Here is a 16,962-nt window from a genome sequence, read left to right as displayed (position 1 = left end):
ATGCCATTTCGCTTCAAATCGCTGGCCCCCTACCTGTTCGTGGGGCCGGCCGTGCTTGCCGTTGCAATTTTCCTGTACGGTCCATTGATAGCCTCCATGTTGCTATCGGTGGTCGACTGGAACTTGCTGTCGGCAGACATCCGCTTTGTCGGCGTCGACAACTACGCATCGATTTTCGGCAATCCCGACTTCCGCATGGCTGCGTGGAACACGCTGCTCTACTGCGTCGTCCTCATCCCGGCCGAAATCGTCATCCCGCTGATATTTGCCGTCATGCTACATTCGGTGCGCAAGAATCCCCTGCAGGGGCTCTATCGCAGCAGCCTGTTCCTGCCGACAATCGTGGCCTATTCCGTTGCAGGTGTTGCCTGGTCCTGGCTGTTCAACCCGGTCAACGGTCTCTTCAACGAAGTCCTCGGCCATTTCGGCTTTCCGCCGTCGCGCTGGCACACGGATCCGAACCTTGCACTGTTCTGCGTCAGCCTCGTCACATTCTGGAAGACCTTTGGCCTCAACATGCTCCTGTGGCTGGCGGCGCTGGCAAACCTGCCGCATCAGCTGCGTGAGGCGTCACAGCTCGATGGAGCTGGCTCGACGCGGCATTTCTTTGACATCAGCCTGCCGCTGATGACGCCGACTGCCTTCTTCATCAGCGTCACGACCTTTTTCCATGTCCTCGACGATATCGTCGGCGTCATCGATGTCCTGACCCATGGCGGACCGGCGGGCAGAAGTTCGAGCCTCCTGTATTTCCTATGGCAACAGGGCCTCTTGTTCTTCCAGTTCGGGCCGGCAAGCGCCGTCGCCGTCATCATCATCGTTCTCGTGCTCGTCATCACGTGGCTGCAGTTCCGCGTCAGCGAAAAACGGGTGCATTACAGATGAGCGGCATCGGTCATAAGCTTCACAGGCTGCTGCTGCACGTCGTGCTCATGGCAATCTGCATCGTCACCGTGTTCCCGCTTGTCTGGATGGTATCCGCAGCCTTCACGCCCAATGACATGATCATGGCGAAGGCCGTGCGCCTGTGGCCCGAAAATCCGACGTTGTCGAATTTCACCATAGCCGCGAGCCGCCATCCCATCTGGATGTGGTTGTGGAATTCCATCCTCACAGCAACCCTCATCACCGCCGGAAAGCTTGTTCTCGCGATCCCGGCGGGCTTCGCCTTCGGGCGGCTGGAGTTCAAGGGGAAACAGACACTGTTCTGGTTCGTCATCGCCACCATGTCCTTTCCGAACGTGCTGGCGATCATCCCGACCTATATCGCCGTGGTAAAGCTCCAGGCTTTCAATACCTACGGCGCGATGATCATCCCGTCGATTCCCTATATCGGTTTCTACGTCTTCTACATGCGTCAGGCCTTCCGATCGCTGCCCGGTTCGATGTTCGAGGCGGCCCGGATCGATGGAAGCGGCCTGTGGCGACAATTCATCGAAATCGGCGTTCCGAACGTCATCCCGGCAATAGCGGCCCTATCGGTCATTTCCTTCATGGGCGCCTGGAACATCTATCTCTGGGGCCAACTCGTGCTTGATGACGCCTTTAAGAAGACGCTGACAACCGGCATTGCCGTCTTTGCCGATCTCGAAGGCGCGGAGCGAGCCTGGGGGCCATTGATGGCGACAAGCCTGTTGTCGATCGTCCCCGTTCTCTTGATCTTCCTGCTGGCGCAGCGTTTCATCGTGGACGCACTGGCACCAGGCATTGACGACAGATAGGCAAAGCATGCCCCGAGTCATCGTAATCGGATCGGTCAATCACGATCGCATATGGCAACTGGATGCCCCGTTGGTTCGGGGCGGACGGATGCAGTTTTCATCCCGAGCAACCCGACTTGGCGGCGGCGCCTATTATACCGGCCAGCAGCTTCTGGAATTGGGAGCCGACGTCGCCGTCGTCTCGCGGATGATGTCGGACGAGCAAGGACAGGCAGCGCTCAAATTTCTATCCGAAGCCGGCTTCGACACCGAATACATAGTGATGGCACCGGGAGGAACCGCACCGCTGGAAATTCTCCTCGAGCCAAACGGCGAGCGGACGATCATCGCGCCAGCCGGGCGGTCGTATCCTCTGACCGCCACCGGGAAATTATCGAGCGCAGGCGTCTATATCAATGCCCTTGCTCTTGACGACAGCCTGGTCGATCAAATCGATGCCCAGCCGCTCGTCGTCTCGCAATTCCCACTGAAGCCGGCAACACCGCGCCCGGCAGACTATGTCATCTCCTCTCGTGACGACGTTTCCGACGATCTTACCCTCGCCTGGCAGCGCGCGCGCCAGATCGCCGGCTCACGCCTGAAGATGCTCGTACTCACCGATGGCACGCGCCCGATCATATTGTTCGACGGTTCGGACGCCGTAGAGGTCCAACCGGCGGAGAGGATCGATACGGCAAACACGATCGGCGCGGGCGACCGCTTCGCGGGCTCTTTTCTGTTTGCCTTGCTGCAGGGGCAGACGCCGGCAGCAGCCGCATGGGACGCAAGCCGCATCACGGCCGAATGGCTGCGCCGGCGCGGCGACTGAACGCCTCGTACGGCCCGAGAAATCTCGTCTCTCAAAGCAAAATGCGATGGACAATTCATTCGGATGATTATAGTTATCATCCGAATGTTTTGGGTGAACTACCACCGGTATTGAGCGACCCCTAAGTGCCAAGGAAAAGATGATGACTGAGGAGAAGACTGGTGATCCGGTCGGCGCATCCTATGCCCATGCGCAGGCGCTGGAGATTCTCGCCGCGAGCCGTCCGACAAACATAAAGGCCACTGCCGAACAGCTGCTCGACACGCTTGGCGACGTCGACGTTGTCGTCAACCGCACTGGCCTTGTGATGCTTCCGTTGACGGATACGGTCCAGGGCACCGCCTTTCACCTGGGTGAAGTGCTGGTGTCCGAAGCACATATCCGGGTGCCGGAACGATCCGCAGAGGGCTACGGCGCCGTCATTGGTCGTGATCTCGAGCATGCCATGGCAATGGCGATCATCGATGCGGCGATCGCCAGCAATCATCGAGCCGACATCATCCTTGAGCTTCTGAATGCGGAACGCGACTGCCAGCAGGAAGAAGACCGCCGGTTGCTGCGAAAAGTTGAAGCGACCCGCGTGCAGATGGAGACATTCTGACCATGGCACATTCCCTTGTACCGACCGTGGACGATACCCGCACCAATGCCACGTTCGAAGATCTCATGTGGGCACTGAGCCGGCCCGGCCAGCCGCGCGACATGTCGGAAGAAGGTTTCTGGAGCCTCGCGGAGAGCCTGGTCGATCGCGAATGCAGCTTCCATTGCGAAGACGACGCCTCTTTGAGCGTCTTGCTGGCCGCAACAGGCGCACGCCCAACGTCGCTTGCCGAGGCGGATTATGTCTTCGCGGCAATTGACGCCCCGGCAAAAGTCAAAGCCCTCACCTCGTTGCGCGTCGGCAGCCTCGCCTATCCGGACGATGCAGCGACCCTGTTTGCTCCTGCGCGACTGGGCACCGGACAGCGGCTGCGTCTTTCCGGTCCCGGCATCAAGGACAACGTCACGATCGAGATCGATGGCGTCGATCCCGACTTCTGGCAGATGCGCGCAAGGGCGATCCGCTATCCGCTCGGCTGGGATCTCTATCTGGTCGATAGCAAGCGTCTGCTCGGCATTCCCCGTTCAACGAAAATCGAGGTGCTGTGATGGCTTATGTAGCAACCCGCGGCGGCGAATATGCCATCGAACAGGCGGAAAGGCTTTTCCGCGCCGATCTTGGCCCGATTACCCGCGAGCGCGTCGAAGCCGTTCGGACCGGCCTTCCCTATCTCATCGATCGCGTCATGGGCGAGGCCTCGCTTTACGAGCCCGATCTTGCCGCTTTGGCACTCGCCCAGGCAGGCGGCGATCTCTACGAAGCGATCCTTCTGCTGCGCGCCTATCGCACGACGCAGCCGCGTATCGCCGTTGCCGAGCCGGTCGGCCAGACCGATCTTTTCACCGTTCGCCGTATCTCCGCTGCCTTCAAGGACATCCCGGGCGGCCAGATCCTCGGGCCGACGCTCGACTACTCGCACCGCTTGCTGCAGGTCGACGTGTTGAAGGGCGAGGACTATGTGCCGGAACCGGTTATTCCGGCTGCAAAACCGGCTCCAGCGACCCAACCGTCTCTGACCAGCTGGCAGAAAGCGCAAGGCCTCATCCCCGAGCATCCAGCCCAAGCCGTCGCGCCCGACGACATTCCCGATTTGACGCGCGAGCCGCTGCTGTTTCCTGCCGCCCGAGCACACAAGCTGCAGAGCCTCGCGCGCTCCGACACCGGGGGAACCCTGGCGCTCGGCTATGCCACCATGCGCGGCTACAGTTCCGTGCATCCGACGGTCAACGAATTGCGTCTGGCCGAAGCACCGGTCCGGATGCGCCACCCCTGCGGCACCATCTTCAGTGCCGGCCGCGTCCGCGTCAGCCAGACCGAAGTCATCTCCAAGGCGAGAGAGCTGGAGCTGGGCTTCTCCGCCACCTTCGGCTGGAACGAGGTGAAGGTGATTGCCGCGGCAACGCTCGATCTCGCCTCCACCCAGCCCAATCCGCATCCGGCCGCCAACGAGGAATTCGTCCTCTATCACACCGAGCCGGTCGAAAGCTCCGGCTTCTGCATCCACTTCAAGCTTCCGCATTATGTCACGTTCCAGTCGAGCCTGGATGCGCTGCGCCGGGTCAAGGCGGACAAGAGTACCGCCACCACCAAACCCGCCGATGATGAGAAGCTTGCCACCCGGCAAGAGGAGGTCGCACTGTGAAACTTCAGGAGCTCACGAAGCCTTGGGTGGCTTTCAACTACGGCTTTCTCGACGAATCCGCCAAGCGCGAAATGCGCCGCCGCATTCTGAAGGCGATCGCCGTGCCGGGCTACCAGGTGCCCTATGCCAGCCGCGAAGTGCCAATTGCCCGCGGCTGGGGAACGGGCGGCCTGCAGGTGACGCTGACGCTGCTCAAGCCGACCTCCGTCGTCAAAGTCATCGACCAGGGATCCGACGATTCCGTCAACGCCAGCAGCATCCGCAAATTCGTGGCGCGTGTGGGCGGTGCCGTGGAGACGGAAGACACGACGGCTGCGACCATCATCCAGTCCCGTCACCGTATTCCGGAAGAAAAACTGCGCGAAGACCAGATCCTCGTACTGCAGGTTCCTGACCCGGAGCCGTTGCGCGCCGTCCAGCCAGACCTGTCCGTCGCCCGCGAAATGCATGGCGATGCCGATTACGGGCAGTTATGGCTCGTCCTCTACGAACAGCTGGTCAAATCGGGCCGGATCATGCAGGGCTCGAGCTATCCGAGCATGGTCAACGGCCGCCACGTCATGACGCCGTCGCCTATCCCGCGCTGGGACGTGCCGAAGCTCAATCAGGCTGACCATCTGACGATCCTTTCGGCCGGGCGCGAAAAACGCATCTTTGCCGTGCCGCCCTATACCAGCGTCGAACCGCTCGTCTTCGACGATGTGCCCTACCGCGTCGAGGATCATCAGGACAAGACCTGCTACCGCAGCAATGTCACGGGTTTCTTCATGAACGAGCTTCCGCAGGAAGACGGTTCCTCGCGTTACGAACTGTCGGACAGCCACTTCGGCGTCAAGCATATCCGCAAGTCGGAAGCGGAGCCGGTGGAAATCGGTGAGACCTGGTACAACAATGGAAAGATGGACTGATGATCGCGCTTGATCCCACTCAATCAACAGAGTTGACCCGCCAGCCGCCGAAGCTGATGCTGACGCCTCCCATCCTGACCATGCGCGGCATTGCCCGCAACTATGGTGACGTCACGGCGCTTGGTGGCGTCGATGCGACGGTCTATCCGGGCGAAGTGCTCGGCATCGTCGGCGAATCCGGCTCCGGCAAGTCGACCCTTCTGAGGATGATGAACCTTGAGGATACGCCGGATACCGGCACCTACAATCTCGCCCTTCCCGGCCACGAGGGCCGCAACCTCTTCACGCTCGACCGCTTCGAGCGGCGAATGCTGCGCGCCCACCATATCGGCATCGTCTACCAGAACCCGCATCTTGGCCTGCTGATGAACCATACCAGCAGCGGCAACGTCGCCGAACGCCTGCTGATTGCCGGCAATCGCAACTTCGCCGAACTGCGAGACCGGGCGCGTCAGTCGCTCAACGCATCCGAGTTTCCAATCGAGCGCATGGATGCCAGGCCGAGCGAACTATCCGGCGGCATGCAGCAACGCGTGCAGCTCGCCAAGGCAATTGCGCTCGAACCAGCCGTCCTCCTGCTCGACGAGCCGACGACGGGCCTCGACGTGAGCGTCCAGGCGCTGGTTCTCGATACGCTGAAGCGGCTGCAGCGCGAACGTTCCATCACCATGGTGTTGGTATCGCATGACCTTGGTGTCATCCGCACGATGGCAGACAGGGTTATGGTCATGCGCCGTGGCATGGTCGTGGAACAGGGCCTCGCCGACCAGATTTTCCAGGATCCGCAGCACGCCTATACGCAGCAGCTCGTTCACGCCAAGCTTTGAGAGGGAGAGAAAGATGAACATTCAGGTTTCCGCCCGCCAGGCCAAGCCGACAGTGCTGCGCGTCGAAGGCCTGTCGAAGCAGTTCGAGATGCATCACCTCAGGCGTACGCTGTTTGCCTTCGAGAATATCGATTTCGAACTGAATGCGGGCGAGTTCATTCTGCTGAAGGGCGAAAACGGCGCGGGCAAATCGACGCTGCTGCGCACGCTCTATCGCTCCTACCTGCCGCGCGCCGGCCACGTCTATTACCATACGCAGGAAGGCGTCATCGATCTCGCGACCGCCGCCGATGTCGACATCGCCGTCCTGCGACGCCGGGAAATCGGCTTCGTCACGCAATTCCTCAATGCGCGTCCGCGCGTTGCGGCCGAAGAGATCGTCGCCGAGCCGCTGAGGCTCGCGGGCACGGCGCATGCCAACGCGTTGAGCGAAGCGCGCCGCTGGCTCGATGCTTTCGGCGTGAAGAAGCAGCTCTGGTCGGCCTATCCCTCCACCTTCTCCGGCGGCGAGCAGCAGAAGGTCAATCTTGCGCGTGCGCTCATCCTGCCGCAGCGCCTCTTGCTGCTCGACGAGCCGACAGCCTCGCTCGATCACGCCGCGCGACGCGCGCTGGTCGAGAGATTGGCGCAGCTCAAAGCGTCTGGCGTTGCAATGATCGGTGTCTTTCACCATCCGGAGGATGTAAGAGCTTTGATCGACCGGGAATTGCATCTGGAAGCCATCAAGATCGAGGACGAGCAGGACGATGTGGCTGAGTAATTTTGAAATTGTATTGCAAGATCGCGTGATCGAGCGCGGCGCCGTCAGGATCGAGGATGGGTTGATCGCAGACATCAGCGAAAGATCGGTCGAAGGGGCTGCGATAGATGGCCACGGCCGGCTTTTGCTTCCCGGTTTCGTCGACATGCATGGCGATATGATCGAGAAGGACGTTGAACCCCGCGTCAATGTCCGCATGCCCATCGAACTCGGCGTGTACGATCTCGACAAGAAGCTTGCCGCCTGCGGCGTGACGACGGCCTACGCCGCGGTCGCCTTCACGCCCGCCACCTATGGCCACGTCCGCGCGGTCGAGCATACCCGCGCGATGATCGAAACGCTCGCATCGATGCGAGACGAACTCCTGATCGACCACCGCATCCATGGCCGCTTCGAGGTGACCTTCATGCCGGCCGTGAAGGAGGCAAAGGCGCTGATCGACGCCGGCGCGCTTCACCTGATCTCGCTGATGGACCACACGCCGGGCCAGGGACAATATCGCGATATCGAACTGCACATCGCCAATACGGCGAAGGCGAGGAAGATCAGCGAGACCGAGGCGGCGGAGCTGATCAAGCAGCGCATGGCTGCCCGCTCCGAGCACGGTGACAGCGTGGACATCATCAACGGCCTCGCGGAACTGGCGCGGGAAAATGGCGTCGTGCTGGCCTCTCATGACGACGATACGGTCGAGAAGGCAGCCCTGCTGCACGGCCTGGGAGCTGCGATCAGCGAATTCCCGATCAATGTGGCGACAGCGGCCGAAGCCAAGCGGCTGGGATTGGCGACGGCTATGGGCGCGCCGAATGCGCTGCGAGGGTTGTCCTACTCCGGCAATCTTTCAGCCCGCGAGGCCTATGAGGCGGGCGTGCTGGATATCCTTGCCAGCGATTATCATCCCTCCGCCATCCTTCCGGCCGTTATCGCACTTGCCGAGATCGGCAAAGGCGGCCTCCCCGCCTCGGTCGCATTGGCGAGCGCCAATCCCGCCAAGGCGCTCGGCCTCAGCGACCGCGGCCAGATCGCCGAAGGCCTGCGCGCCGATCTCGTGATTGCCGAGCGGGGCCGGGTGCCGCGCCTGCGCAGCACGATCCGCGGCGGCCGGATGGTGTGGTCCGACGGCTCGATAAGAGGCTTTTGAGCTCATCGGCGCAACTCGTCTCGAGAAAGGCCCTCAATGCTTGTGCGTTGCAAGGCGCGCTTCATTCGGACCATGTTAGCATGGTGCCTCGGCAGGGATGATGGAAGGTTTGCCCCGACGGCAGACCAGGATGTTTTGAGCACGGCGCAATTTTTCATTGCTCGACACAACCCAGAGCGGATAGCAAGCAGAAACAGCATCCAAAAGCAGCAGAACAATATCTGTCTTAACCAATTTTTTACGTTTAAATTGAAGAAAAGCCGCCCCCAATGTAAATAAGGCTGGGTAAATTATATCTCCGCCGGATCGCCACTTGAATACTGATATACTATCTCAAACTATGGCATTTACCGAGGACTATGCGGGGAAAATTCTTCCTGTCGCAATGATTTTGCTTGCCGCGGAATTTATTTTTCCGAAATCAAAATACACGTATATGTCGCATGCCCGCGGCGCGGTCTTCTGCGTCGCCAACATTATTATCACGAAGGTCAGCCTCACGCTTTTCTACAGGCTCTGGGAACGCATCGGCGTAAGGCCGCTATTCCACATTGATCTTAGGTTTTTATCGGAGTTTTCCAGCTTCTGGCTGCTACAGGCCCTGGGTGGGATCGTGGCGTCCCTGATCGTGCTGCAAGCCAGCGAGTTCTTCTATTACTGGTTTCATCGGCTTCAACACAGCAACAAATTCTTCTGGCGTTTCCATGCGGAGCATCATTCGCTCGAAGAGATGAGCGCATTCAACAGCAACCATCACTTCAGCGAGGAAATATTCCGGATCCCCTTCCTGATCATTCCGGTCTCGCTCTTGTTCAGTTTCGAGCAGGGATATGTCCCGTGGATCTGGGTATTCCTCGTCCGCTGGCAAGGCTATTTCGAGCACAGTTCGACGCGCCTGCACCTCGGCTGGATCCGCTATCTGTTTCCCGACAACCGCTATCATCGCGTTCATCATTCGGTCGAGCGGCAACACTTCAACAAGAATTTCGGCAGCGGATCCGCAATCTGGGACATATTGTTCGGCACGGCATATTACCCGAGAGCGGATGAATGGCCTGACGTCGGCCTGCCGAACAAGCGCGAGCCGCAGAATTTCAGAGAGTTTCTGCTTCGTCCTTTCCTGCGCGGCAAGATACAGCTGCATCCCGCACCCACGGGGAAGGAAGCCAGCCTCAACCCAGCGAGCGAATGATTTCCAGCTTGGGCGCGCATTTGATCAGGCAGCGTGACATCCGAAGACCACGCACCTTTAAAGTCAGGGCCGCTCCCCGGCGACGAGCCGGCGTTCGATCTCATCGATGACCGGCAGCAGATCGGCGACCGTGCCGATAATATAGTAGGCACCGTGTTTCCTGAGCACGCCGGATACATGCTCGCTGGCCACCGCCCGAAGTACCGTCATGGAGGCCGTCGGCGCCACAGATTGTGACGACATTGTCCGCTGCCTTGGCCGGCAGCGCGACCGAGTCCAGAAGGCCGGCACGCGCAAAAATGGATTTCGTGTTCGAGCTTTGCGCGTTTCCGCCGCTAATCGGGCTTCTGACAGTCCTCTTGCCACAAAACGATCTTGTCCGGGTCAACAGGACCGGCTCGCGAAAGGGGGTTCGCTCCTCGTAATTGGAACGCTTCCGCGCCCGGTCCTGCATTCCTCACAGGCCTAACCTGCTGGAGGCGGCGCTATTGCCCGCTGATTGCGGCAAGAGATTGGCTGTCGATAAGGAAATTCGAAAGGTCTTGAATTCAAGGCTCCTTCGGTTGGTCTGAGGCGTGCTTCCTGGCTTTTCGAGGAAAAAACAGGAATGCTCTCGTATCTTGCCGAACGGTTCCGGTCATTCCATCCCGGCGACCAGCAGTCCGGTGCTCAACTGCCTCTTTCACCCCCTCGGCCAATTAAGGCACGGCAGCCTCCACAACCGCATCTATCGCCATCCGCAGGCGTGCTTGGCACCGATAGGAATCGGCTGCGACAATAATCGATGGAGCGAGGCAAGGCCGGTCATCTCGGACGTATGGCCGAAGACCTCAACGATCGCGCCCGGAGCGCTCCTGCCGTTAACCATCTATTAAGATTTGGCGCCGCTCCGCAATGAGCCAAATTGACTTCACCGCCTGCAAAACTTAACAATTCGTTAACACCGTTCCTTTGGGCAAAGGCCTTTGTATGTTTTGCGTCGTACGGTCAGCCAGCCTCTTTTCCGTTGGCAAGAGCATTCTCTCCGCCTTGATTTTCGCAAGCACTGTGATCGCCTGGGAGGCAGGCGCCTCGGCGGCTCCAAGCCCGGTCATGTCGACAGGTTCGATCACCTCTCAGCCGATCGGACATTATGATTTTTGCCAGCGGCGGCCAGACGAATGCTCGATCCATCCGAGCGACCGGCGCCCCGTCAAGATCACCCAAAAGACCTGGGACGAGATTGTCGAGGTCAATGCCTCGGTCAACAAATGGGTCAAGCCCGTCAGCGATTTCGATCACTACGGCGTGGTGCAATATTGGAACTATCCCGACGATGGCATGGGCAATTGCGAGCATTACGCTCTCGAGAAGCGCCGCGAACTAATGGAAAAGGGCATATCGCTTGCCAATCTGCTCATCACCGTCGTGCGCCTTCCCGATGGCGAGGGCCACGCCGTCGTCACGGTGCGTACCGATCGCGGCGACTTCATTCTCGATAATCTGAGCGACCAGGTGAAAAACTGGACGCAGACGCCGTATCACTTTCTCAAGCGACAGGCGATCAACGACACCGGCCGTTGGGTCGACATCATCCAGAAGCCGACCGTCGTGGCGAGTGTGGTGAACTAGGCGGAGAGGCCGCTTTTGCGGCCTCTACCCGTGCAGCATGCGCGCCAGCACAGGCCTGATATGATCCTGGCCACCGAAGAAAACGGCAGCAACGACAATTCCCTGCCGCTCCTCGACCGGCGGTTCGTATTGCGTCGGGTTTTCGCCCGAACCGGCGATATGATCGCCGATATTCTTGAGGCGCATCGAGATCCAGCGGCTATCCGGCAGGCGGCTGCCGTCTTCCGGCGCTATCAGCTCGCCGGATTGTAGGCTCCGCTGGATCCCTCCTAGGCAAGCGTGGCGATGAGCGTTCGGACATTGCAATCCTGTTGTGACAGGAGCGAACCATTGCGGGGCCGAAGGCGGAAATTAGGGCCCATTTTAGCCCCGCATAGCAAACTGCCCTCGGCAAAACATGTGCCTGTCGAAGCCGTTCAAAGACGGTCAACCTAGGCTCTTGCCGCCTCGCCGATCCGCGTCGCCCACCACCGACGGCGCGATCGATCTGATCTCCAGCCGCACGCAGAAACCCTGATTGGTGTCGGAGAACGACACGCTTCCGCCGTGAATTTCAGCGGCCCGTTTGACCAGGTTCAAACCCAGGCCGGCACCGGACGAGCTGGTGTTGATGCGGCGGAATGGTTCGAAAACGCGATCGCGCTCTGATGGCGGTATGCCCGGACCTTGGTCGCAAACATCGATCGTACCGGCGGCGCCGACCTTGACGACGATCGCGCCCTTGCCACCGCCATGATCGATGGCGTTTCGAATGAGGTTCACCACCGCCATTTCGATCGTCGACGGCTGGATAACGAAGGCGGCCTCGTCCGCGCTGGGTTCGAAGTCGAAATCGTAGCCGACATCCATCGCAATCGGGGCAAGATCGGCGACGATGTTCTCGACCAGCACATTCAGGTCCCTCCGTTCCGCTCGCAATTCGACTACGCCTATGGCCTGCATCTCCAGGAGCTGATGCGCCACGCGCGAAAGACGATCGATATCGCCCCGAAGCTGCTGACTGACCTCCGCCTCTGGGAGGAGATCGGCGCGAGTTCTCGCGATTGCGATGGGCGTCCTCAGCTCATGAGCGGCGTCAGCGAGAAAACGATTGTGTCGATTATATCCTTCATCCAGCTTGGAAAGAGCATGGTTGAACGCGTCCACAAGAGGGATGATCTCATTTGGCACCTTCGAGCGGTCGAGGCGGGCCGAACGGGTTTCGAAGTCGATCGTCTGTGCCTTCGTCGCCGTTTCCACGAGCCCCTTCAATGATCGACCGACCGCCCGCGGCGTCACAAGCAAGGTCGCCACACCGGTGAGCGCCAGCATCGGGACGACGGCAATGAAGATGACGAAGACCATGGCTGGCAGGGCGTTGAGCCAGAGGGTTTCCCCGTCAGGACCTTTCGCAACATCGACATGGATGTTGATCCACACATTCAAACCCTCATTGGGAAACCCTCGTTCGGTCGCCACCGTGAATTGAAGCTTGCCAATCGGCGTATCCCGGTTTTCGACGGTGGCATGCGTTCCGTTGCCAACCTCCACCCTCGCTCGATCGATCGTCCGGGGAAAACCGTCCTTGAGAGGAGCTGCCGGTGCCTCTCCATATTGGAAGATGGAGCCATCGGCATCGCGGATGATGAACCATAGCTCCGGAAAGCGATGCTTCAGTTCCGTGACCTCCGGTGCCCCGATCACTTGCAGCCGGCCTTCGGCATCTCTCGCCACATGTTCCGCAACGACTCGGACAGCCTGTTCATTGGCATCCTCCAGCTCGGGATTGATGATCCAGATCCAGGCGACGAGAAGAAAGACAAAAAGAACCAGGAGAAATGCCTGCAATGTAATGAGGCGCTTTATCAGCCCCCATCGCAACGATCGGCTGCGCTCTGCCTTCATACCTTTGCCCGGATCAGATAGCCGATGTTTCGCACAGCTCTTATCTCGACCGCGGCTCCGGCGAGAACGAGCTTCTTTCGAATCCGCGAAATGTGAGCGTCCAGGGCATTCGATCCGATTTCGTCCTCCAAGGCATAGACGGCCTCGATCAGGTTCGACCTCGTGACGATACGGTTCGGACGGCGCATCAGGGCCTCCAACACCAGATACTCGCGGCGCGGAAAATCGATCACCGATCCCGCAATGGAGATTTCATTGCTCCGGGGATCGACGCTCAGATTTCCGAAATCCAGATATTTGTCAGAGAGCATGGGACCTCGCCTCTGGAGCGCCCGCAGCCGGGCAAGCAGTTCCTCGATCGCGAAGGGCTTGGCAAGATAGTCGTCGGCACCGCTGTCCAGCCCGTCGACGCGATGATCGACGCTGCCAAGCGCGGTCAGGACGAGAATCGGCACGGCATGCTTGCGTTGACGAAGCGCTGCGACGAGGTCAAGACCCTCGCCATCCGGCAGGCGGCGATCCAGCACGAGAACGTCGTAGCTGCCGACACGGGCCATGGCATCGGCATCGGCGATCGTGCGGACATGGTCTGCAAGCACATCGCGGCGCCTAAGCGCCTCGAGCAAAGCCTGAGCCATCTCTGGTTCGTCCTCAAGTAGCAAGATCCGCAATGGCCTCTCCATAAGGAGGATAGCGCCCTGCCATCCCCTTCCCCACTGACATGCCAAAGATTGCCGAAACATTACATGTGGACTTCCCGCATAGAGCGCAAGGCGGGATTCGAGCGATATTGCTTGGATGAAGATCCGGCATTCGAGGCGAGACCGAGGAGCGGTACGCCGAGTCTACGTTCACAATTTGGTCAGACTGCTTAAAAGTTGTTAAAGACTTGCCTTTCCACCTTTTGTTGGTCTAATCCAGCCACAAATCAAATCTACGGGTCGGGCGACAGATTCACCCGCCCGCCTTATTCGTTAACAACACCATCGCAATCCTCATGAGCCGCATTCCATCTTCCTTATCGCGCCGAACTTTCATTTTTGGTTCGCTGGCCGCTTCGGCTACGCTGGCCGGCTGTTCCACAGTGTCCGGTACGCAAGGAGCGCCCGACGAGCAAGCGCAGTCGCCGACCCCGCTGCCGGCCACTCCATCGCCCAAGCCCGCCGTCGAGCCGGAAATCACTCCCGGGGTCGCCTCCGCTCCCGCAGCCTCCCCTGAAATCGCGGCCCGTTATGCGCAGCTCCAGGATGGCGATTTCACGATTCCTGCAATTCCCTACCAGAAGATCGATCCGAAATATTATCGCCAGCAAGTCACGGACCCCACCGGCGAGCCTGCGGGCACCGTCGTCGTCGACACGGCTTCGCGCTTCCTCTACCTGGTACAGCCAGGCGGCAAGGCGATACGCTACGGTGTGGGGATCGGTCGCGAAGGCTTCGCCTGGAAGGGCGAAGGCACCATCCACTGGCGTCAGCATTGGCCTCGCTGGAAGCCGCCGTCTGATATGATTGCCCGCCAGCCGGGCCTTGCCAAATTCTCCGTCGCCAATGGCGGCATGGCGCCGGGATTGAAAAATCCGCTCGGAGCCCGCGCGCTTTACATTTTCCAAAACGGCAAGGACACGCTCTACCGCCTGCACGGCACGCCGGATTGGAAATCAATCGGCAAGGCAACGTCTTCCGGCTGCGTCAGGCTGATCAACCAGGATGCGATCGACCTTTACGAACGGGTTCCATACCATGCCCGGATCGTCGTCTATCAGACGCCCCTGCCCGGAACTACGGCCTGAGAATCTACCAACCATCGGACAGCCGGCGATCGCCGACCCGCCGCCTGTCTTGCCCGCATGTTGTCGCAACGGCGGATTCTCTTTGGAGAGCCTTACGCCTAGCGGCAAAGGTGTTCCTTCGCCCACTTAATGGTTCTTGTTGGGACCCTTGCCGGTGGTGAAGCTGCAGGTCTTGATCTTGCAGCTCGGCTCGTCACTCGTCGGGACGCTAGCGCTCGCCATAACACCCTGGCCGAGGCACGACATCGAATTCGAGACGGTTCGGTAGTACATCATCAGGCCCGGATGATGCGACGGGTATCTCAGGACTATCGAGTCTTCCTGTGACATCTTTTCGTGGACGGCAGAGCAAGTCATCGACTTGGAATCATGGGCCGACATGGCCGTGGCATTTGTGGAAATCATTCCGATTGCCGCAAGTATGATGATCATCTTCATGAGGGCTTCCTTTCCTCGGCACTGAACGGCGCTGGAAGATGACATATCCCTTCATTGGCATCACATTTATGACTGTGAGCCGGCTTCCTTTTCGCTGGACCGCAAGCGCAGCCGTGGCCGATTGCTGACGAATACATCACCCGACGCGGTCAAGCGGAAGACTGCCTCGGGCCACGCACCATCCGTTGCAGGGCGCGGGCCGAGCCGGATTTTCAATTGCTTCCGATGGAATAGAAAAGGCCCGGCGCACATACCGGGCCTAGTCTCGACGTGAAGGTTGAGCCAAATCGAATGGGATCAGAAAGTCCGTTCGAAACGCAGGATGCCTGAGAAGGAATCGTCACCCGGAAGATCGTAGTGAACGTAGGTCACTTCCGGCTCGATCAGCAGGTTCTTGACCGGATTGAACTTTACGTTCGTCGTCGCCTCGAAGATCTTGGAGTCGGTATAGGCGAGCTGGACGTTCCACTTCAGCTTGTCATTGATCGGCACGCCGACGCCGCCCCATACGGCCCAATCACCCCAGCCGCAATCTGCGCCATGAACGACACCGGAAGAGGTCGTGCAGGCCGAGACGTTCTGGTTCGATCCGGCATACTGGTTGAGCTTGTCGCCATTCGTGTTCCAGCCCCCCATCAGGAAGGCGGAAAACACGCCGAAATCGGCGTCGATACGAGCCTTGACGGCGCCCTCCTCGACGATGGAGTCATAGCCGCCAACGACGCGGAACTGCCAAGCGCCAGCCTTGTAGCCCAGACCGGCGACGACGTTCGGAGCATAATGGTTCGACTCCGACAATTGCCAGCTGCCGCCATAAGCGCTGGTTGTGGTTCCTGAATTGCTGTCTTCGAGCGAAATGACGCCGGTAAAGCCGGTGCCGCTGTCGTAGTTATACGTCAACTGATTGAGTTCGTACGGACCGTCATAAATGACGTCGTCCTGGATCACATCGCCGGCATAGCCGATGAACTGGTTGTACTGCGAGTCCGTCTTACCTACGGTGAAGCCGCCAAGAGTGATGTAGGCCCACAGGAGGTTGGTGCCGGTGGCGTTGCCGTCGTTCCAATCCCAGCGAACGATGGTCTCGGTCTTCAGCGGACCGTATTCGGTATCGGTCGCGGTGTTGAGGTTCAGCTCGGCGCGGGTATGCCACTTTGTGCCAAAGCTGCTGCTTCGATTATAAGGGTCCTTCCACTGCCCTTCAGTGCGCACCTTGCCGCCCACTCTGAGGCAGGTCTCTGTGCCGGGAATGAAGAAGTAGCCGGCGCCGAAAGCATCGCAAATGCGGACATATTCCAACGGTTCCGGCTCGGCGGCCACGATAGCGTCGGCTGCGTGGGCGCCGGATACGACGCTGAACGCAGCAGCGGAGCCTATAAGCAAGCTTTTGATGTCCATGGTAACTCCATTCGTCAAGTGAACTTGCGCGATGAACAAACCTGGGGGCCGCTCGACATCAAGTTCGGTGCCAATCTCGAAGCATGACGCTCCGCCTCCCAACGGCACGATGCTTTCGGGACAGGCCTTTTACAAGCAGCTAATGAAATGTGACGGAATGTGACGGCGCGTACACATGTTGTGTTGCTGAAACAGCGCAAATCTCCATCGGCAGCAAAGTCTTCGGTTGCCCGTTGACGACC

Annotated in this window: 19 protein-coding genes; 13 read left to right on the top strand and 6 right to left on the bottom strand. The window is 59.5% G+C overall.

Features of this window, described 5'->3' with window-relative positions:
- The 11 genes from RHSP_RS33355 (at position 1) to RHSP_RS05685 (ending at position 9,600) form a co-directional block, all read left to right on the top strand.
- On the top strand, positions 1-885 hold the full coding sequence (locus tag RHSP_RS33355; protein ID WP_037149911.1) for a carbohydrate ABC transporter permease: 885 nt from the start codon (positions 1-3) through the stop codon (positions 883-885).
- Positions 882-1,721, top strand: a complete 840-nt coding sequence (locus tag RHSP_RS05735; RefSeq protein WP_037149909.1) for a carbohydrate ABC transporter permease — start codon at positions 882-884, stop codon at positions 1,719-1,721. Before RHSP_RS33355 ends, RHSP_RS05735 begins: the two co-directional genes overlap by 4 nt.
- A gap of 88 nt (positions 1,722-1,809) precedes the next feature.
- Positions 1,810-2,529, top strand: coding sequence for a PfkB family carbohydrate kinase (locus RHSP_RS05730; RefSeq protein WP_004110452.1), 720 nt, complete (start codon positions 1,810-1,812; stop codon positions 2,527-2,529).
- 142 nt (positions 2,530-2,671) lie between these two features.
- On the top strand, positions 2,672-3,130 hold the full coding sequence (gene phnG, locus RHSP_RS05725; RefSeq protein ID WP_004110449.1) for a phosphonate C-P lyase system protein PhnG: 459 nt from the start codon (positions 2,672-2,674) through the stop codon (positions 3,128-3,130).
- A 2-nt stretch (positions 3,131-3,132) separates the two neighbouring features.
- Positions 3,133-3,678: a phosphonate C-P lyase system protein PhnH gene (gene phnH / locus RHSP_RS05720; RefSeq protein WP_037149905.1), complete on the top strand. Its 546-nt coding sequence runs from the start codon at positions 3,133-3,135 to the stop codon at positions 3,676-3,678.
- Positions 3,678-4,772 (top strand): carbon-phosphorus lyase complex subunit PhnI, encoded by a 1,095-nt coding sequence (locus tag RHSP_RS05715; protein WP_037149901.1) that lies wholly within the window; start codon positions 3,678-3,680, stop codon positions 4,770-4,772. Before phnH ends, RHSP_RS05715 begins: the two co-directional genes overlap by 1 nt.
- Positions 4,769-5,680, top strand: coding sequence for an alpha-D-ribose 1-methylphosphonate 5-phosphate C-P-lyase PhnJ (locus tag RHSP_RS05710; protein ID WP_004110443.1), 912 nt, complete (start codon positions 4,769-4,771; stop codon positions 5,678-5,680). Before RHSP_RS05715 ends, RHSP_RS05710 begins: the two co-directional genes overlap by 4 nt.
- Complete coding sequence (locus RHSP_RS05705; RefSeq protein WP_004110440.1) at positions 5,680-6,507, top strand: ATP-binding cassette domain-containing protein; 828 nt, start codon at positions 5,680-5,682, stop codon at positions 6,505-6,507. The genes RHSP_RS05710 and RHSP_RS05705 overlap by 1 nt, the downstream gene beginning before the upstream one ends.
- A 13-nt stretch (positions 6,508-6,520) precedes the next feature.
- Positions 6,521-7,267 carry a phosphonate C-P lyase system protein PhnL gene (locus tag RHSP_RS05700; RefSeq protein ID WP_004110437.1) on the top strand — a complete coding sequence of 249 codons (747 nt, stop codon included), beginning with the start codon at positions 6,521-6,523 and terminating at the stop codon, positions 7,265-7,267.
- Positions 7,254-8,408, top strand: coding sequence for an alpha-D-ribose 1-methylphosphonate 5-triphosphate diphosphatase (locus RHSP_RS05695; RefSeq protein WP_037149898.1), 1,155 nt, complete (start codon positions 7,254-7,256; stop codon positions 8,406-8,408). The genes RHSP_RS05700 and RHSP_RS05695 overlap by 14 nt, the downstream gene beginning before the upstream one ends.
- Positions 8,409-8,844: 436 nt before the next feature.
- On the top strand, positions 8,845-9,600 hold the full coding sequence (locus RHSP_RS05685; protein WP_004110431.1) for a sterol desaturase family protein: 756 nt from the start codon (positions 8,845-8,847) through the stop codon (positions 9,598-9,600).
- Positions 9,601-9,663: 63 nt separating this feature from the next.
- Here the strand turns inward: RHSP_RS05685 and RHSP_RS05680 are convergent, their stop codons facing one another.
- On the bottom strand, positions 9,664-9,843 hold the full coding sequence (locus tag RHSP_RS05680; RefSeq protein ID WP_037149892.1) for a hypothetical protein: 180 nt from the start codon (positions 9,841-9,843) through the stop codon (positions 9,664-9,666).
- 726 nt (positions 9,844-10,569) lie between these two features.
- Here RHSP_RS05680 and RHSP_RS05675 point away from each other — a divergent pair.
- The gene (locus RHSP_RS05675; protein WP_051074045.1) at positions 10,570-11,211 is read left to right on the top strand and encodes a transglutaminase-like cysteine peptidase; all 642 of its coding nucleotides are present in this window, start codon (positions 10,570-10,572) and stop codon (positions 11,209-11,211) included.
- 24 nt (positions 11,212-11,235) lie between these two features.
- On the opposite strand, the gene RHSP_RS35280 is transcribed toward RHSP_RS05675, so the two are convergent.
- The 3 genes from RHSP_RS35280 to RHSP_RS05665 all read right to left on the bottom strand — a co-directional run bounded on the left by RHSP_RS35280 (position 11,236) and on the right by RHSP_RS05665 (position 13,766).
- Positions 11,236-11,397, bottom strand: coding sequence for a hypothetical protein (locus RHSP_RS35280; protein WP_200863242.1), 162 nt, complete (start codon positions 11,395-11,397; stop codon positions 11,236-11,238).
- 240 nt (positions 11,398-11,637) lie between these two features.
- Complete coding sequence (locus RHSP_RS05670) at positions 11,638-13,095, bottom strand: sensor histidine kinase (RefSeq protein ID WP_004110426.1); 1,458 nt, start codon at positions 13,093-13,095, stop codon at positions 11,638-11,640.
- Positions 13,092-13,766: a response regulator transcription factor gene (locus RHSP_RS05665; RefSeq protein WP_037149889.1), complete on the bottom strand. Its 675-nt coding sequence runs from the start codon at positions 13,764-13,766 to the stop codon at positions 13,092-13,094. Before RHSP_RS05665 ends, RHSP_RS05670 begins: the two co-directional genes overlap by 4 nt.
- Before the next feature lie 326 nt (positions 13,767-14,092).
- On the opposite strand from RHSP_RS05665, the gene RHSP_RS05660 reads away from it, so the two are divergent.
- The gene (locus RHSP_RS05660; RefSeq protein ID WP_037149886.1) at positions 14,093-14,884 is read left to right on the top strand and encodes a L,D-transpeptidase; all 792 of its coding nucleotides are present in this window, start codon (positions 14,093-14,095) and stop codon (positions 14,882-14,884) included.
- Between the two features lie 126 nt (positions 14,885-15,010).
- On the opposite strand, the gene RHSP_RS05655 is transcribed toward RHSP_RS05660, so the two are convergent.
- The gene (locus RHSP_RS05655; RefSeq protein WP_004110418.1) at positions 15,011-15,322 is read right to left on the bottom strand and encodes a hypothetical protein; all 312 of its coding nucleotides are present in this window, start codon (positions 15,320-15,322) and stop codon (positions 15,011-15,013) included.
- 297 nt (positions 15,323-15,619) lie between these two features.
- Positions 15,620-16,720: a porin gene (locus tag RHSP_RS05650; protein WP_037149884.1), complete on the bottom strand. Its 1,101-nt coding sequence runs from the start codon at positions 16,718-16,720 to the stop codon at positions 15,620-15,622.
- Between the last annotated feature and the right edge of the window lie 242 nt (positions 16,721-16,962).

The sequence above is a fragment of the Rhizobium freirei PRF 81 genome (assembly GCF_000359745.1).
In the GTDB taxonomy this organism is placed as follows: Bacteria; Pseudomonadota; Alphaproteobacteria; order Rhizobiales; family Rhizobiaceae; genus Rhizobium; species Rhizobium freirei.
Note: the sequence above shows the minus strand (reverse complement) of the source record. Positions and strands in the feature narration are given on the sequence as shown.

What these genes read in the sequence shown, in the direction of transcription:
- RHSP_RS05680 (WP_037149892.1), bottom strand. Translation starts at nt 9,843, where the DNA reads ATGTCGTCACAATCTGTGGCGCCGACGGCCTCCATGACGGTACTTCGG.
- RHSP_RS05675 (WP_051074045.1), top strand. Translation starts at nt 10,570, where the DNA reads ATGTTTTGCGTCGTACGGTCAGCCAGCCTCTTTTCCGTTGGCAAGAGC.
- RHSP_RS05660 (WP_037149886.1), top strand. Translation starts at nt 14,093, where the DNA reads ATGAGCCGCATTCCATCTTCCTTATCGCGCCGAACTTTCATTTTTGGT.
- RHSP_RS05715 (WP_037149901.1), top strand. Translation starts at nt 3,678, where the DNA reads ATGGCTTATGTAGCAACCCGCGGCGGCGAATATGCCATCGAACAGGCG.
- RHSP_RS05670 (WP_004110426.1), bottom strand. Translation starts at nt 13,095, where the DNA reads ATGAAGGCAGAGCGCAGCCGATCGTTGCGATGGGGGCTGATAAAGCGC.
- RHSP_RS35280 (WP_200863242.1), bottom strand. Translation starts at nt 11,397, where the DNA reads ATGCGCCTCAAGAATATCGGCGATCATATCGCCGGTTCGGGCGAAAAC.
- RHSP_RS05695 (WP_037149898.1), top strand. Translation starts at nt 7,254, where the DNA reads ATGTGGCTGAGTAATTTTGAAATTGTATTGCAAGATCGCGTGATCGAG.
- RHSP_RS05730 (WP_004110452.1), top strand. Translation starts at nt 1,810, where the DNA reads ATGCAGTTTTCATCCCGAGCAACCCGACTTGGCGGCGGCGCCTATTAT.
- RHSP_RS05655 (WP_004110418.1), bottom strand. Translation starts at nt 15,322, where the DNA reads ATGAAGATGATCATCATACTTGCGGCAATCGGAATGATTTCCACAAAT.
- RHSP_RS05700 (WP_004110437.1), top strand. Translation starts at nt 6,521, where the DNA reads ATGAACATTCAGGTTTCCGCCCGCCAGGCCAAGCCGACAGTGCTGCGC.
- RHSP_RS05705 (WP_004110440.1), top strand. Translation starts at nt 5,680, where the DNA reads ATGATCGCGCTTGATCCCACTCAATCAACAGAGTTGACCCGCCAGCCG.
- phnH (WP_037149905.1), top strand. Translation starts at nt 3,133, where the DNA reads ATGGCACATTCCCTTGTACCGACCGTGGACGATACCCGCACCAATGCC.
- RHSP_RS05735 (WP_037149909.1), top strand. Translation starts at nt 882, where the DNA reads ATGAGCGGCATCGGTCATAAGCTTCACAGGCTGCTGCTGCACGTCGTG.
- RHSP_RS05685 (WP_004110431.1), top strand. Translation starts at nt 8,845, where the DNA reads ATGTCGCATGCCCGCGGCGCGGTCTTCTGCGTCGCCAACATTATTATC.
- RHSP_RS33355 (WP_037149911.1), top strand. Translation starts at nt 1, where the DNA reads ATGCCATTTCGCTTCAAATCGCTGGCCCCCTACCTGTTCGTGGGGCCG.
- RHSP_RS05650 (WP_037149884.1), bottom strand. Translation starts at nt 16,720, where the DNA reads ATGGACATCAAAAGCTTGCTTATAGGCTCCGCTGCTGCGTTCAGCGTC.
- phnG (WP_004110449.1), top strand. Translation starts at nt 2,672, where the DNA reads ATGACTGAGGAGAAGACTGGTGATCCGGTCGGCGCATCCTATGCCCAT.